Consider the following 16,470-nt stretch of genomic DNA (forward strand, 5'->3'; position numbering starts at 1 on the left):
GCGCTCCTCGGCATGCATGCATGCCCGTGACCGAGCTCACGAACACGCCCTGGTCAGCGCACGGGACGTACGTCGGCCCGCCGGCCGGCTGTCAATTCGTTTGCCGTGGGCCGATCCGGTCGGATAGGAATCCCGCATGCTGAAGGGCGAGAAGGTCGGGCTCAGGGCCCGGCACGAGGACGACATACCGGTCCTGCGGGCCGAGCTCTACGACGACGTGGTCAACTCCTCGCGCGCCGAGGGCGGACCCTGGCGGCCGATCACGCCCGGCTCGAAGGACCCGCGGCTCGTGGTGGACGACACGAAGGAGGGGTCCGTCCAGTTCTCCGTGGTCGAGCTGGAGGGCGGCACGCTGATCGGCACCGCGACGCTCTGGGGCATCGACACCCACAACCGCTGCGCCCACATCGGACTGGGCCTGCTACGGACCGCCCGCGGCAAGGGTTACGGCACCGACGTGGTCGCGACCCTGTGCCACTACGGGTTCGTCGTACGCAGCCTCCACCGCCTGCAGATCGAAACACTGGCCGACAACCACGCGATGCTCCGCTCCGCCGAACACAACGGCTTCACCCGCGAGGGCGTCCTCCGCTCCTCGGCATGGGTGATGGGAGAGTTCCTCGACGAGGTACTCCTGGGGCTCCTGGCCGAGGAGTGGAAGCAGGGGGCGAAGAGCCAGGTGTGATCGGTCGGCACGTCGGCGACGCACGTGTCGGCTGCTGGGAAGGGTGGGGACGGGCGGCGGACGGGAAGCGTGAGGGACGGGCGGCCGACGGACGGACGCGGGTGGCCGAGGGCTGGTCGCGGTCAGCTGCACGGGCGCACACTCAGCTCGCTCCCCCAGCACGACTCCGCCCCGCTCCCGCCCAGCACGGCCCCGCCCCGCTCCCGCCCGACTCGGCCTCCGCTCACCTCAGCCCCGCCCCCTCACCCCCGCTCACCCCACCTCAGCCCCCACCCGGCTCCCCCGCCGCGAACTCCCGCATCCCCTCCTCGAAGGTCACCTCCGGCTTCCAGCCCAGCTCCGCCCGCAGCCGGGACGAGTCCGCTGTGATGTGGCGGACGTCGCCCAGGCGGTACTGGCCGGTGGTCACCGGGGCGGGGCCGCCGTACGCCGATGCCAGGGTTCGGGCCATCTCCCCGACCGTGTGCACCTCGCCGCTGCCGGTGTTGTAGACGGCCAGCGTGCCCGCCGTCGGGCCGGAGGCCTCCAGCGCGGTCGCGTTCGCCGTCGCCACGTCGCGTACGTGCACGAAGTCCCGTCGCTGCCGGCCGTCCTCGAAGACCCGCGGCGCCTCGCCCCGGGCGAGGGCCGAGAGGAAGAAGGAGGCCACCCCGGCGTAGGGGGTGTCGCGCGGCATCCGCGGCCCGTACACGTTGTGGTAGCGCAGCGACACCGCCGCCCCGCCCGTCGACCGGGCCCACGCCGCGGCCAGATGCTCCTGGGTCAGCTTGGTCGTGGCGTACACGTTCCGCGGATCCACGGCCGCCTCCTCACTCACCAGCCTCGGCGCCAACTCCCGCCCGCACAAAGGGCATCCGGGCTCGAACCGCCCCGCCTCCAGGTCGGCGACCTCCCGCGGCCCCGGCCGCACCACCCCGTCGCGCGGACACTCGTACCGCCCCTCGCCGTACACCACCATCGACCCGGCCAGCACCAGACGCCGTACCCCCGCCGCGGCCATCCCCGCCAGCAGCACCGCCGTCCCGAGGTCGTTGCGCGACACGTACTCCGCCGCGTCGGCGACCCCGTCGCCGAGCCCGACCATCGCCGCCTGATGGCATACGGCGTCCACGCCGACGAGCGCCCGGGCGACGGCCTCGGGGTTGCGCACGTCCGCGCCGGGATCCGCCCGGACGTCGTACACCACCGCCTCGTGCCCGCGCGCCCGCAGCGCGTCGACGACATGGGACCCGATGAACCCGGCACCGCCGGTGACCAGCACACGCATACCGCCACGCTAGGTCCGCGAGCGCGCCGGGCACGGTGACCCGCCGGGTACGTCATGACTCCGTAAGGCCCGGCGTCGCAGGGCGTCAGAGGCTGCTGAGGAGGGCCAGGCGCTCGGCGCTGGTGGAGTCCTGGTCGGCGTAGTAGACGACGATCAGCTGGCGGGCCTGCGGGCGGACCATCTTCTCGTAGCGCAGGTCCAGTTCGCCGACGAGCGGGTGGTTCAGCCGGGTGAGGCCGGTGTCGCGGCGGCGCACCTCGCGGCGGGCCCACAGCGTGCTGAACCGCTCGCTGGCGACGGTGAGTTCACCGATGGTCTCCAGCAGCTCCGGGTCCGCGTCGCCGAGGTCGATCATGGCGCGCAGACCGGAGACGGTCTTGGCGGTGAGGTCGTCCCACCGCGGGTAGAGGCCGCGCATCTCGGGTTCGAGGAAGGCGGCCCGCAGTGGGTTGTGGCCGATGGCGAAGAAGGGGCACAGGAGCACGGCCAGCCGGTTCGCGGCGACGACCCGTCCGCCGGGGCCCTGGGCGTACGCGGGGGTCTGCGGCCAGCTGTCCAGCAGTGGCTGGAGATCGCCCTGGTTCGTACGGGCGCGGCCGCGCGGTCTGCGGGCGGGCGGGGCGGGGTGCGCGAGGCGGTGCAGATAGGCGACGGCGTCCTCGTCGAGCTGGAGGGCGGCGGCCAGGGCGGCGAGGATCTGGTCGGAGGGGTTGAGGTTGCGGCCCTGTTCCAGCCGCAGGTAGTACTCCGGGCTGATGCCGGCGAGCTGGGCGACCTCCTCGCGCCGCAGCCCCGGGACCCGGCGCCGCTCGCCGGCGGGCAGCCCGGCCTGCCGCGGGGTGATCAGCCCGCGCCGGGCCCGCAGGAACCCGCCCAGGGTGTCGGCCGTTTCGTGCCCTGGGTTCATGTGCGCCTTGTTCTCGTGCGCCATGTCCTCGACGCTAACCGCTCAGCAGGCCGAGGCGGACCAGGCTCTCCGCGGTCGCCACCACGGCGTCCTCGTTGGAACGCGGGGACCAGTCGAGCTCCTTGCGGGCCTTGGCGTTGGAGGCGCGGCGCACCACGCCCAGCTGGGGAACCGTCTCCCGCAGCGCGGGCCGGACCGTGGCGGCCAGCAGGCGCAGCAGCCAGGCCGGGGCGGTGCCGGTGGGCGCCTCGGCGGCGACCTCGCCGAGCCGCTCGCGCAGGGCGAGGGCGATGTCGTGGAAGGAGAGCGGCTCGCCCGCGAGCGCCAGGTACCGCTGTCCGGCCGCCCCGGGCGCCGTCATGGCCCGGAGATGCAGGTCGGCCGCGTCCCGCACGTCCACCGTGTTGGTCCAGATCGGCGGCGCGGACCGCATCCCGCCGGTGAGCATCGCGTGGACGACACGGATCGACGCGGAGTAGTCCGGTCCCAGGACCGGCCCGAAGATGCCCACGGGGTTGACCACCGTCAGCTCCATCCCGCCGCCCTCGCCCTCGACGAAGTCCCAGGCGGCCCGCTCGGCGACCGCCTTGGACTTGACGTACGCGGACACCCCCGGCCCGTCGGTCCGCGTCCAGTCGTCCTCGGTGAAGGTCCGATCGGTGGGGCCGTGGCCGTAGCCCACCGCGGCGAAGGAGGAGGTGAGTACGGTACGGCGGACACCCGCGTCCCGGGCCGCCCGCAGGACTCGCAGGGTCCCGTCACGGGCCGGGACGATCACCTCGTCCTCGTGCTTCGGCCCGGCTCCGGGGAACGGCGAGGCGATGTGCAGGAGGTGGTCGGCTCCCGCCACCGCCCTGTCCCAGCCTCGGTCGGCGGTCAGATCCGCCTCCACGTAGGAGACGGTGTCGGTGCGCGGGGCGCCGGCCACGCCGAGCATCCGCTCGACGTCGGACCGCCGGGCCAGGGAGCGCACCGTGGTGGTGACGGTGTGCCCGGCGGCGAGGAGTTGCGCGATGGTGTGGGAAGCCAGGAACCCGGTTCCGCCGGTGACGAGTACATGTGCCATGCCTCGATGGTCGGCGGCCGGTTCGTGGTGTTCCAGATCCCGCGGACACCAGTACTCCGAGGGACAGTCTCAGCAGGGCTTACCGCCCTGTCGCCCTTCCGGTCTCACCGCGTCGAAGAGCGGCCAACCGTCCACTTCCGCAAGCCCTGTTGACGGAAACAGCCCGCGGGCCAGGGCCTCGTCGAGCAACGCCCTTGCGCTGCCGGGCTCGTGGAGGTTCAGGTACTCCCGGTCCGACAGGCGTACCGCCGCGCCCTCGTCGAAGTAGCCGTCGGCGATGGCGCGGCCGGGTGCCGGCCGGAACACCAGGCGCAGCCGGGCCCGGTGGTCGGGAGTCCAGAGCGTCAGCGTGCTGCCGCACCCGGGGTAGCCGCGGACGCGATCGTGCCGGTGGCCGAAGCACCAGCCGTACACCGCCTCGCCCACCACCATGCGACGGACCCTGCGCCTGCTCCCCATGCCGGCACTCTAGGGCGCGCGCCGCGCCTGGCGCCCGCCCGGGCGGTCACCGTTTCATCAGGTTCAGGATCAGCGTGGTGATGTCCTCCGGTGCCTCCTCCGCCATGAAGTGGCCCGCCCGGGTGGTGAAGTGCTGGAGGTCGGGGGCCCACGGCCGCCAGATCGCCTCGGCGTCGAAGCCCAACTGGCCGCCCCAGTCCTGCTGGACGACCGTCACCGGCATGCTGAGCCGGTTGCCCGCGTCGAGGTCGGCCTGGTCGTGGGCGATGTCGACGGTCGCGGTGGCGCGGTAGTCGGCGACGATCGACGGGACGGCTTCCCGGCATGCGCGAAGGTACTCGGCGCGCACGTCCGCCGGGATCGCCTCGGGGCTCGTGGACCAGGCGTCGAGGAAGTGCCCGAAGAACGCGTCGGCGCTGCCGGCGATCATCCGCTCGGGCAGGCCGGGCGGCTGGGCCATCAGATACAGGTGGAAGGCGACCGCGGCGCCGGCCCCGTGCAGGACGTTCCAGGTGTCCAGGGTGGGCACGATGTCCAGGATCCCCAGATGGCTGATCCGGTCCGGGTGGTCCAGGCCGGCCCGGAAGGCGACGTGCGCGCCGCGGTCGTGGCCGACCAGCGCGAACCGGTCGAAGCCGAGGGCGTCGGCCAGGCCGACGATGTCCGCGGCCATCGTCCGCTTCGAGTACGTGTCCTCGGTGAGCGCTTCCGGCTTGCCGCTGGCGCCGTAGCCGCGCAGGTCGGGGCAGACCACGGTGTGCCGCTCGGCCAGGGCGGGGGCCACCTGCCGCCACATCAGGTGGGTCTCGGGAAACCCGTGGAGCAGCACGACGGCCGGTCCGGATCCGCCGACCGCCGTGTTCAGCTCGATGCCGTCGGCCACACCGACCGACCTGGTCCGGAACCCCGGGATGGTGATGCTCATCGCTGTCGTCGTCTCCTTCTGCGTGCGGTGCGGGAACAGGAGGAGGATCGGAGATCCGGGTCAGCAGCGGATCAGCGGCCGCGGCCCGGAGCCGATGACAATGAGGGCATGGAGATCCTCGTCAAGGTGCTCGGGCCGGTCGAGGTCACGGATGCCGAAGGCCGCCCTGTCGCGGTCGGCAGCCGGCGCCGCCGCGAGCTTCTGGGGCGGCTGGTCGCGGCCGGCGGCCGGGCCGTCCCGCTTCCGGTGCTGATCGACGATCTCTGGGACGACCCCCCGCCCACCGCCGCCGGGACGGTCCGCACCTTCGTCGGCGAGCTTCGCCGCGCCCTCGAACCGGACCGTCTGCCGCGCACCCGGTCCCATGCCATCGAGACGGTCGGTACGGGCTACGCGCTGCGGATTCCCCGCACGCACATCGACGCCCACCGGTTCGAGGACACCCTCCGGACCGTGCGCGACCGGCCCAGTGGCGAGATCGCGGGTGCGCTGACCGAGGCGCTCTCCTGGTGGCGGGGCGAGCCGTACGCGGACCTCGACGCGGCGCCCTGGCTGACCCCCGAGCGCGCCCGCCTCGCCGAACTCCACCTCCAGGCAGCCGAGTTGCGCGCCGGTGCGGTGCTCGATCTCGGGCAGGGCGCGCCCCTGGTCCCGGAGCTGGAGGCGTTCGCGGCCGCGCACCCGTGGCGGGAGCATGTCTGGGTCCTGCTCTCCCACGCCCTCTACCAGGCCGGCCGCCAGGTCGACGCGCTGGCGGCGCTGCGGGCCGCGCGGGCCGGGCTGCTGGACCGGTTCGGACTGGAATCGGCGGACGGGCTCGACCGTCTCGAACGCGACATCCTCCGGCACGCCCCGCACCTGACGCCCGCGCCCCGGGAGGAGGCCCGGCTGCGCCTGCTCACGCGCACGGAGGCGACGGGGACGTACACCCGGCTGCGTTCGTCGAGCATCCTGGCCGGGACGGCCGCGGTCACCGGCGGCAGCAACCTCGTACTCGCCCAGGAGCAACGCGTCGCGGCCGTCACGGAAGCGGAACGGACCGGCGATCCGGGCCTGACGGCCCGCGTGATCGCGGCGTACGACGTCCCCACCGTCTGGACGCGCGCCGACGACCCCGAGCGCTCCGCGGCCCTGGTCGCGGCCACCCGGCGCACCCTGCGCCGACTGGGGCCGGACGCTCCGCCCGCGCTCCGCGCACGCCTGCTCGCCACCGTCGGGCTGGAGCACCGCGGAACCCGTGACCGCTGGGCGGCGGAGGCGGCGGCCGAGGCCGAGCGGCTCGCCCGGGAGCTGCACGACCCCAACGTGCTGGTCCTCGCGCTCAACGCCCGCTTCGTCCAGTCCTTCCAGCACCCCGGGCGCACCGGCGAACGCGATGTGATCGCCGGCGAGCTCATCGATCTCTCCACGCGGCACGATCTGCCGATGTTCGAGATCCTCGGCCATCTGATCAAGATCCAGGTCCACGCGGCCCGTGGCGCCGGCGAGGCCGCGCAACGCCACGTGGTGGCGGCCGAGCAGCTCGCCACCGTCCACGAGACTCCGCTGGTCCACGTCCTCACCGCCGCCTTCCGTGCCCTGCGGCTGGCGGAAGCGTCGCAGGACCCCGCCGAGGCCGCCCGCGCCTATCGCGGCGTGGCCGTCGAACTCGCGGGCGCCGGCATGCCCGGAGTGGAAGCCGGTTTCCTCCCGCTCGCGCTCCTCTCCCTGCGCCTCCGCCACCGGCGTCCCGCACCGACCAACCCCGGCCTCGACTGGGGCCCGTGCCGTCCCTGGGTCCGGCCCCTCCTCGACCTCGCCCGCGGCGATCCGGCGGCGGCCCGCCGAGCGGCCGCGGACCTGCCCACGCCCGCCGCCGACCACCTGTACGACGCGCTCTGGGCCGTCACCGCGCACACGGCGCTCCAGCTCCGCAACGAATCACTGGCCGCACGGGCGCACCGCGCGCTGTCCCCGCTGCGCGGCGAGATCGCGGGCGGCACCACCGGGATGATCACCTTCGGCGCCGTCGACGACATCCTGGCCGACCTCGATCGGTACCTCGACGGGCGACCCCTCGGGCAGCGCCGCTAAGGGGCGCGAGGCTGTATCGATATGCGGCTCCGCCGCGTGGGCGCGACCAGCCACGACGGCGCTACAGCCGACCCACGACCTGTCGCCGCACATCCAGCGGAGCGCATACGCGATGCCCGTTAGGATCGTCGGCATGGCTCTGACCATGAGCGACGTGGACCGGTTCGAGGCATCCAGGCCCCGTCTGGAGGCCATCGCCTATCGCCTGCTCGGTTCCGCGAGTGAGGCGGAGGACGCCGTGCAGGAGACCTTCCTGCGCTGGCAGGCCGCCGACGTCGGGCGGATCGAGGTGCCCGAGGCCTGGCTGACCAAGGCCCTCACCAACCTCTGCCTCAACCAGCTCACCTCGGCCCGCGCCCGGCGCGAGACCTACGTCGGCCATTGGCTCCCCGAGCCGCTGCTCGCGGGCGACCCGATGCTCGGCCCCGCCGACACCGCCGAGCAGCGCGAATCGGTGTCGTACGCCGTCATGGCCCTGCTGGAGCGGCTGACGCCCAACGAGCGGGCGGTGTACGTGCTGCGGGAGGCCTTCGCCTACTCGCACCGGGAGATCGCCGAGATCCTCGACCTCACCGAGGCCGCCAGCCAGCAGATCTTCCACCGGGCGGGCAGGCGCGTCGCGGAGGGCAAGGCGCGCACCGAGGTCGACGAGGCCACCGCGCGGCGGGTGATCGAGGAGTTCCTCGCCGCCGCGACCAGCGGCCGGACCGAGCCGCTGGTGCGGCTGCTCACCGAGGACGTCGTCGTGGTCGGCGACGGCGGCGGGAAGGTCCCGGCCCGCGCCAGGGCGGTCGAGGGCTCCCTCGCGGTCGCGAAGTTCCTGCGGGGGCTGTTCAAGCCGGGCAAGGCCAAGCAGGACCTCACCGGCGGCTCGGTCGAGCTGCACCTCGCGGACGCCAACGGCGGCCCCGCCCTGCTGGCGGTCGTCGACGGCCGGGTCTTCGGCGTCATGTGCCTGGAGATCACGGCCGAGGGCATCGCCTCGTTCCACAACCAGGTCAACCCCGACAAGCTCGAACGGGCGACCAGGCAGTGGACGGCGGCGGGTGACCATGGAGAACCCCTGGTCACGCTGTTCTGATGGCTGTGTGACCTGGTTCACATCGCGTTTCTGTCAGGAAACGGCGGGCTGCCCGGTTCAAGGGGCGACCCGCTGAAGAGCCCGATGACAGGAGCACGGACATGCAGCACCGCATCGTCGTCCTCGGCGCCGGATACGCCGGCGCCATCGCCGCAGGCCGTCTCGCCCGCCGGCTGCGCCGCGAGGACGTCGCCATCACCCTGGTCAACGCCGAGCCCGACTTCGTCGAGCGCGTCCGGATGCATCAGCTCGCCACCGGCCAGCAGCTCAGGCCCCGGCCCTTCGCCGAGATGTTCGCGGGGACGGGCGTGGAGTTCCGGCTCGCGAGGGTCACCGCCGTGGACGCCGACCGCCGGAACGTCACGGTCGTCGACGCGGACGGCACCGAGGACGTGCTGGAGTACGACACCCTCGTCTACGCCCTCGGCAGCGGCTGGCACGGCCAGGGCGTCCCCGGCGCCGCCGAGCACGCGCACCAGATCGCGAGCCGCCCCGGAGCGCTCCGGCTGCGTGAGCGGCTGGCCGGGCTGACGGCCGGGCAGGCCGTGGTCGTGGTCGGCGGCGGCCTCACCGGCCTGGAGGCCGCGACCGAGATCGCCGAGGCCCGCCCGGACCTCGACGTCGCCCTCGCCGCGCGCGGCGGACTCGGCGACTGGCTCTCCCCCAAGGGCCGCCGCCACCTGCGGAAGGTCTTCGCGAGGCTCGGGATCACCGTGCACGAGAACGCCGACGTCACGGCCGTGGAAGACGATCGTGTCGTCACCGCCGACGGAACCGCCATCCCCTCCGCGGCCACCGTGTGGACCACCGGCTTCGCCGTCCACCCGATCGCACAGGCCACCACCCTGGAGGTCACCGGCACCGGGCGGATCGTGGTCGACGGCACCATGCGCTCGGTCTCGCACCCCGACGTGTACGCCATCGGTGACGCGGCCATGGCGATGGGCCCCGGCGACAAGCCGCTGCGGATGTCCTGCGCCTCGGGCACCCCGATGGCCTGGCAGGCCGCCGATTCCATCGCGGCCCGGCTGACCGGCGGAAAGCTTCCGAACGCGCCCCTGCGCTACTTCAACCAGTGCATCTCGCTGGGCCGCGGGGAAGGCCTCATCCAGTACGTCACCGCCGACGACCGCGCGGTCAGCGCGGCGCTGACCGGCCGCTTCGCCGCCCGCTACAAGGAACTGGTCTGCAAGGGCGCGGCCTGGAGCGTCGCCAACCCGACCCTCGGGGTGCCGACCCGGCGCCGGGCCGTACGGCGGCAGGCGCCGGCGGAGTCCGCGGTCGAGGCGGCGGCCTGACACGCGAACGGGCGCCCTCGGGACGAGGGCGCCCGCTCCGGATCAGCTGTGCTGCCGTCAGCCGCGCGGCTGCTGCTTCGCGAGGGCGGGGACGAACTTCAGGGCGTCCAGGGTGCCGACGCCGGTGGCGAGGTCGTAACCCTTGACGGCCTTGTAGCCGGTCACGCCCTCGTAGGTGTTGTTCGTGCCGTCCTTGACGTCGACGATGCCGGTGCCCTTGGAGTGGTACGAGTACAGGTCGTACAGGGCCTGCTGGATGTTGCCCACCCGGTGGCCGCCCGCCTGGTCGGCGAGGGCGACGATGCCCGCGAAGAGCGGGGTGGCCTCGCTGGTGCCGCCGCTGACGTCCCAGCCGACGGCGGTCGGGTCGTAGCTGGAGTAGATCCAGGCGCCGCCGTTGACGGCCGCGGCCATCGAGATGTCGGGCGTGCCGCGCCGCGAACCGACCACGCTCTTCACGCCGTTCTGGAAGGACGGGCGGGTGAAGACGTGGGACTGGCCGCCGCCTCCGGAGCCGTAGTCGTTGTAGACGCTGTCCGGCTTGACGCGGTTGCCCTTGTCGTCGAGGTGCAGCTGGGTGCCGCCGACGGAGGTGACCAGCGGGTCCGAGGACGGCCAGGAGTTGACGCGCTTCTTGTAGTACGTCTTCCCGTCCGCCTGAAGGTCGGTCGCGCCGCCGTCACCGGAGGCCGCCAGCACGGTCACGTGCTTCTTGTCGGCGTCCTTGAAGGCGTACCGCAGGTTCTTGATGCTGGAGAAGTCGCCCTTGTCGAAGCCGGGGAAGGTGTTCTCCGTGGCGCCGAAGCTCTGGCTGATGACGTCGCCGACGCCCCGGTCGATCAGGTACTTCTCGGCGTCCATCATCTCCGGCAGACCGGTGGTGCCCTCGGTCTCCGACACCGCCGTCTCCACCACGACGATCTTCGCCGCCGGCGCCACCGCGTGCGCCATCTCGACGTCCAGGGTGGTCTCGCCGGCCCAGCCGGTCATGTCCTCGTTCTTGGGGTCGAAGGCGGGCACATGGCCCCACTTGACGACCTTCACCTTGGTGCTGGGCAGGCCGAACTGCTTGCTGTAGACGTCGAGGTCGTGCTGCACGGTCGGGGAGCCGTACGAGTCGACGATGACGATGGTGCGGCCCTTGCCCGTGACGCCCTTCTTGTACAGGGCGTTCAGGTCGTACGCGGTGCGGTACTGGAGCGGGTTGTAGCAGTTGATCTGCCACTTGGCCTGGCACTGCTCGCTGCTGAGCGGGCTGCTCACGCCATGGACCAGGGTGTGCCCGGCGACGGCCGGTACCGCCAGGGTGTGCGGTACGGCGGCGGGCGCGGCGTTCGCGAGTGCGGTCACCGCGAGGGCGGCGACGGCCGTGGCAGCCGCGACGCCCCGCCCGGTACGGGCTATGTGCATGGATCCCCCTGTGGTTCGGAGTGGTCCTGCGCATCCCATCGAACGGGTCATGTCCAGATCAAGACCGTTGAATGGACGATGCCGAACCCTTTACTCCGCGATTGATCGCGCCCATGGCACGAGTTCCCGATCAACTCCTCGCCCGCCAGTCTCGTTTCGACCCAACCGCCCCGAACGCGCAGAGGAGACAAGGGTGAAGAGCAGGAACAGGTGGATCGGGCTGCTGACGACGGCACTGGCTCCGCTGGTGGTGATCGCGGCGCCGGGCTCAGCCTCCGCGGCGAGCGGCCTGGAGTGCCTGGGCAACTCGGACGGATCGCAGAGCGACATCGCCGGCAACTGGTCGACCAAGCACCAGACACAGTCGGTCTCCGTGCAGCAGGCGCGCAACACCTGGCAGGACTGGGTCTGGCGCGGCCCCACGTTCCAGTGCCCTTGGAACGTCCCGAGCTGCTCCTACGCCTGGCAGCAGTCGAAGACGACCGGCTGGAAGTGGTCGGCCGGCCTCAAGGTCAAGCTCCCCGGCGCCCTCAACAAGGCCCTGAGCGAACTCGCCGAGCTCACCCCGTCGTACGAGCGCAACGGCTCCACCACCACCTCGTACACGTTCACGACCAATCTGCGGCCGGGGCAGTTCGCCCAGCCGATCCAGGTCGTGGAGCGCCGCTGGACGCAGGGCGTCTACCAGGGCATCTACCACTCCACCGGCAAGTCCTGCCTGCCGAGCCCGACCAGCCCGAACAGCAGGGCGTGGCAGTACACCTGGTCGCCGAACGAGCGCTGGGGCAGCTGGACGACGAATCTGCGGGTCAGCGACTACGGCACCTACCATGTCTGGTCCTGAGCGGCGGGGCGGGAAGCAACAGGGCCTGATCCCATGACGGTTCGTCGTTTCCTCCGTGCTGCCGCCCTCGGCACGAGCACGGTGCTGGCGCTCGGCCCGCTGGCCGCCTGCGACGGCACCGGCCACTCCGCGGCCCCGGCCGCGGGTGGCAGCACCCCGCCCGCCGCCGGTTCGGTGCGGACGCTGCCGCCGTCCGAGCTGTGCACGGTACTGACCCGGGGCGTCGCCGAGCGGCTGGTCCCCGGCGCCCGGCTCACCACCCGGGTCGGCCCCGACAAGGGCAGCGCCCCGGACGTCTGCGGCTACGCCGCCGCCGACGGCACGGCCTCGCTGTCCCTCACCCCGGCCTCACGCGCGTACCCGGCCGAACTGGCCGCCGCCCACGACCTGCGCGCGCACCCGGGCCCGGCCGGCATGCGCGACGTGCGGGTCGAGAGCGTCGGCGGTCTGGGCCGGCGGGCCTTCCGGGAGAGCGCGTATCAGGTCCGGGCGGGCGAGCACCTCACGTTCGTGGTGTGGAACGCGGGGACCCGGACCTGGGTGCTGACCTCGGCGACCACGGCGAAGGGGGCCGCCGCGGCGTACGACGGGCTGGTCGAGGTGGCCCGGTCCATCACGGCGAAGCTGCCCGTCCGCCGGTGAGCCGGGCTCAGTCCTCCACCTTGCTCCACTCGCTGCCGCCCAGCGGGTAGACGTAGTGGGTACGGCCCTTCGCGGTGCAGGTGCGGAACGGCGTGCCGGCGTTGTCGACGTGGACCGTGCCGTGGCGGTTGCCGCTGGACCACTCCAGGCTGAGGTCCCAGCGGACGTCGCTCGCGTCGGTGTGGGCGACGACGTAGAAGACCTCGGGGTCGGACTCGCTGACCTTGTACGGGAAGTCGCGCTGCCCGCCCTTCACGGTCACCGTGGGGCTGCCCCGGTCGAGGTCGACATCGAACGACTTGGTCTCCACGGGGCCACCGCAGCCGTCGCCCATGTGGTAGTCGTTCCAGGCGAGCGGCGCGCCCTTGCTGACGATGCGTACGTGCAGTGCTTCGAGTACGACGGTGTCGGCGCCGGTGCCCTGGACGGTGAGCGCGACCTCCTGCTGGCCCGCGGAGACGGCCCCGTAGGCGGCGGCCCAGCGCGGGGCGTCCGGTTCGGTGGCCGGCGGGCCGACCTGCCCGGGTTCGCTGTCGACCAGGAACTCCTGGCTGCACGGCTGGTCATAGACGTACGGCCGGACGCCGACGGTGAGTGGTACGGCGGCGCTGTCACCGGCGGGGGCGGTGTTCTGCCCGCCGCCCTTCGAGGTGCCGGACGCGGTGGCGGAGGCCGACTCGGACGCGGACGGCTCGGTGCCCTTCTTGCTCGCGGACGGGTCGGCGGACTGCCGCACGGTACCGGTGGCGCCGGCCGTCGTCTCCGACGAACCGCCCGCCCGCTGCTTCGCCTTGCCGTCCTCGCCGCCGAACGGCGCCCCGAGCGCGAACACGGTGGCGCCCAGCACGGCGGCGACGGCCACGGAGGCGATGAGGAGGGTACGGCGCCGGTTCGGGCGGGGCGGGGAGGCGGGTGCCGGCGTGCTCGCGCTCGGGAGGTCCACGACGACCTGGGTGTCGTCGGCGACCGGGGCTTCGATCTCGTCAACGGCCGGTGCGGGCAGGTCGGCCGGGTCGTCGGCCTCCGCCCTGCGTCCGCGCGCCGCGTCCGCCAGGATCCAGCGCCGGTGCAGTTCCACCAGCTCGTGCGGGGTCGCCCGGCAGACCCGCGCGAGGCGTTCGACCGGTGCGTACTCCACCGGCACGGCGGTGCCGTTGCAGTAGCGGTGCAGCGTCGACGTACTCATGTGCAGACGTTTCGCGAGCGCGCCGTAGCTCAGCCCCGAGCGGTCCTTGAGCTCGCGCAACAGCTGCGCGAACGCCTCGGACTCGTCAGCCCCTGTTGCTCCAGACACCCGGTCCCCTCAACCTCTGCGTCTCACCCACAAGCTCCGGCCATCCAATCACCACAGCCACCCGAACACGGAAGGGGCGCGGCGCCGGACGGGGACCTCAGCGGACCGGGAAGCCGAACGAGTAGCCCTGGGTCTTGAGCCACGGGAGGATCTGGCGCAGGGCCTCGACGGTCTGGGAGCGGTCGCCGCCCGCGTCGTGGAAGAGGATCGTCGGGCCGTTGGGGAGCTCCTGCTCGACCGTGGTGACGATGGCGTCCGTGCCGGGGCGTTCGAAGTCCTTGGAGTCCACGTTCCAGCCCAGCGGTCGCATGCCGCGGGAGGCGGCCAGCTTGCGGCTGTAGGGGGTGAACGCGCCGCCGGGCGCCCGGTAGTACATGGGCCGTACGCCCCCGGACGCCTCGGTGATCATGCGCTCGGCGTCGAGTATCTCCTTGGACTGGTAGGCCTCGGACTTCTTGTCCATGGTGGTGTCGTGCGACACCGAGTGGTCGCACAGCCGGTGCCCGGCCGCGACCACCTGCTTCACCAGGTCCGGGTGGGCCTGGGCCTGCGTCCCCACCATGCAGAAGGTCGCCTTCACCCCGTACTGCCGCAGCACGTCGAGGACCTGGGGCGTCCAGGTCGGGTCGGGCCCGTCGTCGATGGTGATGTTGACGCCGCGCGCGCCCTTGTCCGAGGCGTGCGCGATGGTCACGTCGACCGGCTTGACGGCGGCCGGGGAGGCCGAAGCGGCGGACTTCGGCGAGGAGTTGCCCACGGCACCGGCCTGCGCGGTCCACACCGAGGCACCGGTGGCCAGCATGGTCACCCCGAGCGCCGCCCCGAGCACCTTGCCGTACCAGCCCCGCCCGCCGCCGTGCCGCGCCATGTCCGCCCCGCCTTCCCCTGATTCACCACTGTTCCGTCGCTCACCTCGCGACCAACTGGCATGACGAGGAAAGCCGGCCGGGGGATCCGTCCGTTACCGATCACGGACAATTCCGGGGGAGTTCGCGGACAACTCGGGGCGCGTGAGGTGCGCGTACGCGCCGTCCGGGCGTCTCAGCGGGCCACCGACTCCGGCACCTCGCCCGCCTTCCGCGGCTGGAAGAACACCGCGTCCCGCGTCTCGCGCATGGTGACGTACACGATCAGGGAGACCGCCGAGCAGGCCGTGACGTACCAGTAGAAGCCGGACTCCATGCCCGCGTCCTTGAACCACAGCGCCACGTACTCGGCGGTACCGCCGAACAGGGCGTTGGCGATCGCGTAGGGCAGCGCGACGCCGAGGGCGCGCACATGGGCGGGGAACATCTCGGCCTTCACCACGCCGCTGATCGAGGTGTAGCCGGTGATGATCACCAGGCCGGTCAGCATGAGCGCGAAGGCCCCGCCCGCCGTCGTGACGTGGCCCAGGGCCGTCATGAGCGGCACGGTGCCCAGGACCGCGCCGACGGCGAAGGCGATCAGCAGCGGGCGCCGGCCCACCCGGTCGGAGAGCGCGCCGGCCAGCGGCTGGATCAGCATCATGACCGCGATGGCGGCGAAGCTGACGAGCGCCGCGTCGGTCTTGCTGAGGCCCGCCGTGTTGGAGAGGTACTTGGTCATGTACGTCGAGTACGTGTAGTCGCACAGCGTGCCGCCCATGCTGAACGCGATGATCAGCAGGAACTCCCGCTTGTATTCGAGCAGTCCGCGAAGGGTGCCGCGCCGGTCCGGCGCCGGGCCGTCCGCGCCGGTCCCGTCCAGCTCCTCGTACGCCTCCGTCTCCAGCAGGTTGCGGCGCAGCCAGAAGATGCCCGCCGCGCCGACCGCCCCGACGACGAACGGGACGCGCCAGCCCCAGGAGGAGAGCGTCGCCTCGGACATGGTGTGCTGCAGGGCGATCTGGAGGGCGAGGCCGACGAGCTGGCCGAGCTTCATCGACACCATCTGGAAGCTGGAGAAGAAGCCGCGCCGGCCGGGCGCCGAGGCCTCGGTCAGATAGGTGGCGCTGGCCGCGTACTCGCCGCCGACCGACAGGCCCTGAAGCAGCCGCGCGACCAGCAGGACCGCGGCGCCGAAGTAGCCGACCTGGTCGTACGTCGGCGCGATCGCGATGAGTATGGCGCTCAGGGACATCAGCGTCACGGTGGTGGTGAGCGCCGACTTGCGGCCCTTGCGGTCGCCGATCCGGCCGAGCAGCCAGCCGCCGACCGGGCGCATGAAGAAGCCGACGGCGAAGATGCCCGCGGTGCGCAGCAGCTGCGCGGTGGAGTTCCCCTCGGGGAAGAACGCCGAGGCGAAGTAGACGGAGAAGGTGGAATAGACGAACCAGTCGTACCACTCGATCATGTTGCCGACCGAGCCGCCGATCATCGCCTTCCACGGGCTGCGGGGGGCGGGGGCGGGGAGTGTGGGTGTCGTGGCCACAGCGAGTCCTTCCTCTGGGTCGCTGTAGCGTCGGCGGCCGCGTCCGGCGGGCCGAGACCCCCGGACGCAGAACTAACCCTTCCTTAACATGCCGCTACGACAGCCTCCCGCGAGATTGTTCACAGAAT

At 72.5% G+C, this 16,470-nt stretch carries 15 protein-coding genes; 6 read left to right on the plus strand and 9 right to left on the minus strand.

What is annotated here, in order from left to right; genetic code table 11:
- Positions 1-136: 136 nt before the first annotated feature.
- Entirely contained in the window at positions 137-685 is a 549-nt protein-coding gene (locus tag MQP27_RS27730) for a GNAT family N-acetyltransferase (RefSeq protein ID WP_242768627.1), read from the plus strand.
- Positions 686-947: 262 nt separating this feature from the next.
- Here MQP27_RS27730 and MQP27_RS27735 read toward each other — a convergent pair whose 3' ends face one another.
- The 5 genes from MQP27_RS27735 to MQP27_RS27755 form a co-directional block, all read right to left on the minus strand.
- Entirely contained in the window at positions 948-1,952 is a 1,005-nt protein-coding gene (locus tag MQP27_RS27735) for an NAD-dependent epimerase/dehydratase family protein (RefSeq protein ID WP_242768628.1), read from the minus strand.
- 85 nt (positions 1,953-2,037) lie between these two features.
- On the minus strand, positions 2,038-2,883 hold the full coding sequence (locus tag MQP27_RS27740; protein ID WP_242768629.1) for a helix-turn-helix domain-containing protein: 846 nt from the start codon (positions 2,881-2,883) through the stop codon (positions 2,038-2,040).
- A 10-nt stretch (positions 2,884-2,893) separates the two neighbouring features.
- Positions 2,894-3,925, minus strand: a complete 1,032-nt coding sequence (locus tag MQP27_RS27745; protein ID WP_242768630.1) for an SDR family oxidoreductase — start codon at positions 3,923-3,925, stop codon at positions 2,894-2,896.
- Between the two features lie 69 nt (positions 3,926-3,994).
- Positions 3,995-4,384, minus strand: a complete 390-nt coding sequence (locus tag MQP27_RS27750) for a hypothetical protein (protein ID WP_242768631.1) — start codon at positions 4,382-4,384, stop codon at positions 3,995-3,997.
- A 46-nt stretch (positions 4,385-4,430) separates the two neighbouring features.
- Positions 4,431-5,309, minus strand: a complete 879-nt coding sequence (locus MQP27_RS27755) for an alpha/beta hydrolase (RefSeq protein ID WP_242768632.1) — start codon at positions 5,307-5,309, stop codon at positions 4,431-4,433.
- A 108-nt stretch (positions 5,310-5,417) separates the two neighbouring features.
- Between MQP27_RS27755 and MQP27_RS27760 the strand changes: the two genes are divergently transcribed.
- From MQP27_RS27760 to MQP27_RS27770, 3 genes are all read left to right on the plus strand, one after another.
- Positions 5,418-7,382: an AfsR/SARP family transcriptional regulator gene (locus MQP27_RS27760; RefSeq protein WP_242768633.1), complete on the plus strand. Its 1,965-nt coding sequence runs from the start codon at positions 5,418-5,420 to the stop codon at positions 7,380-7,382.
- A 133-nt stretch (positions 7,383-7,515) separates the two neighbouring features.
- Entirely contained in the window at positions 7,516-8,463 is a 948-nt protein-coding gene (sigJ, locus tag MQP27_RS27765) for an RNA polymerase sigma factor SigJ (protein ID WP_242768634.1), read from the plus strand.
- A 101-nt stretch (positions 8,464-8,564) separates the two neighbouring features.
- Complete coding sequence (locus MQP27_RS27770; RefSeq protein WP_242768635.1) at positions 8,565-9,761, plus strand: NAD(P)/FAD-dependent oxidoreductase; 1,197 nt, start codon at positions 8,565-8,567, stop codon at positions 9,759-9,761.
- 57 nt (positions 9,762-9,818) lie between these two features.
- Here the strand turns inward: MQP27_RS27770 and MQP27_RS27775 are convergent, their stop codons facing one another.
- A complete protein-coding gene (locus MQP27_RS27775) occupies positions 9,819-11,171 on the minus strand; it encodes a S53 family peptidase (RefSeq protein WP_242768636.1) in 1,353 nt (450 codons plus the stop codon).
- Between the two features lie 193 nt (positions 11,172-11,364).
- On the opposite strand from MQP27_RS27775, the gene MQP27_RS27780 reads away from it, so the two are divergent.
- Both MQP27_RS27780 and MQP27_RS27785 read left to right on the plus strand, forming a co-directional pair.
- Entirely contained in the window at positions 11,365-12,015 is a 651-nt protein-coding gene (locus MQP27_RS27780) for a hypothetical protein (protein WP_242768637.1), read from the plus strand.
- 33 nt (positions 12,016-12,048) lie between these two features.
- A complete protein-coding gene (locus MQP27_RS27785) occupies positions 12,049-12,657 on the plus strand; it encodes a hypothetical protein (RefSeq protein ID WP_242768638.1) in 609 nt (202 codons plus the stop codon).
- Positions 12,658-12,664: 7 nt separating this feature from the next.
- Here the strand turns inward: MQP27_RS27785 and MQP27_RS27790 are convergent, their stop codons facing one another.
- The 3 genes from MQP27_RS27790 to MQP27_RS27800 form a co-directional block, all read right to left on the minus strand.
- The gene (locus MQP27_RS27790) at positions 12,665-13,951 is read right to left on the minus strand and encodes a helix-turn-helix domain-containing protein (RefSeq protein ID WP_242768639.1); all 1,287 of its coding nucleotides are present in this window, start codon (positions 13,949-13,951) and stop codon (positions 12,665-12,667) included.
- A gap of 97 nt (positions 13,952-14,048) precedes the next feature.
- Positions 14,049-14,819, minus strand: coding sequence for a polysaccharide deacetylase family protein (locus MQP27_RS27795; protein ID WP_242768640.1), 771 nt, complete (start codon positions 14,817-14,819; stop codon positions 14,049-14,051).
- 173 nt (positions 14,820-14,992) lie between these two features.
- Positions 14,993-16,288 carry an MFS transporter gene (locus MQP27_RS27800; protein ID WP_242768786.1) on the minus strand — a complete coding sequence of 432 codons (1,296 nt, stop codon included), beginning with the start codon at positions 16,286-16,288 and terminating at the stop codon, positions 14,993-14,995.
- Positions 16,289-16,470: the final 182 nt, after the last annotated feature.

The organism is Streptomyces cylindrosporus, assembly GCF_022698165.1.
In the GTDB taxonomy this organism is placed as follows: Bacteria; Actinomycetota; Actinomycetes; order Streptomycetales; family Streptomycetaceae; genus Streptomyces; species Streptomyces cylindrosporus.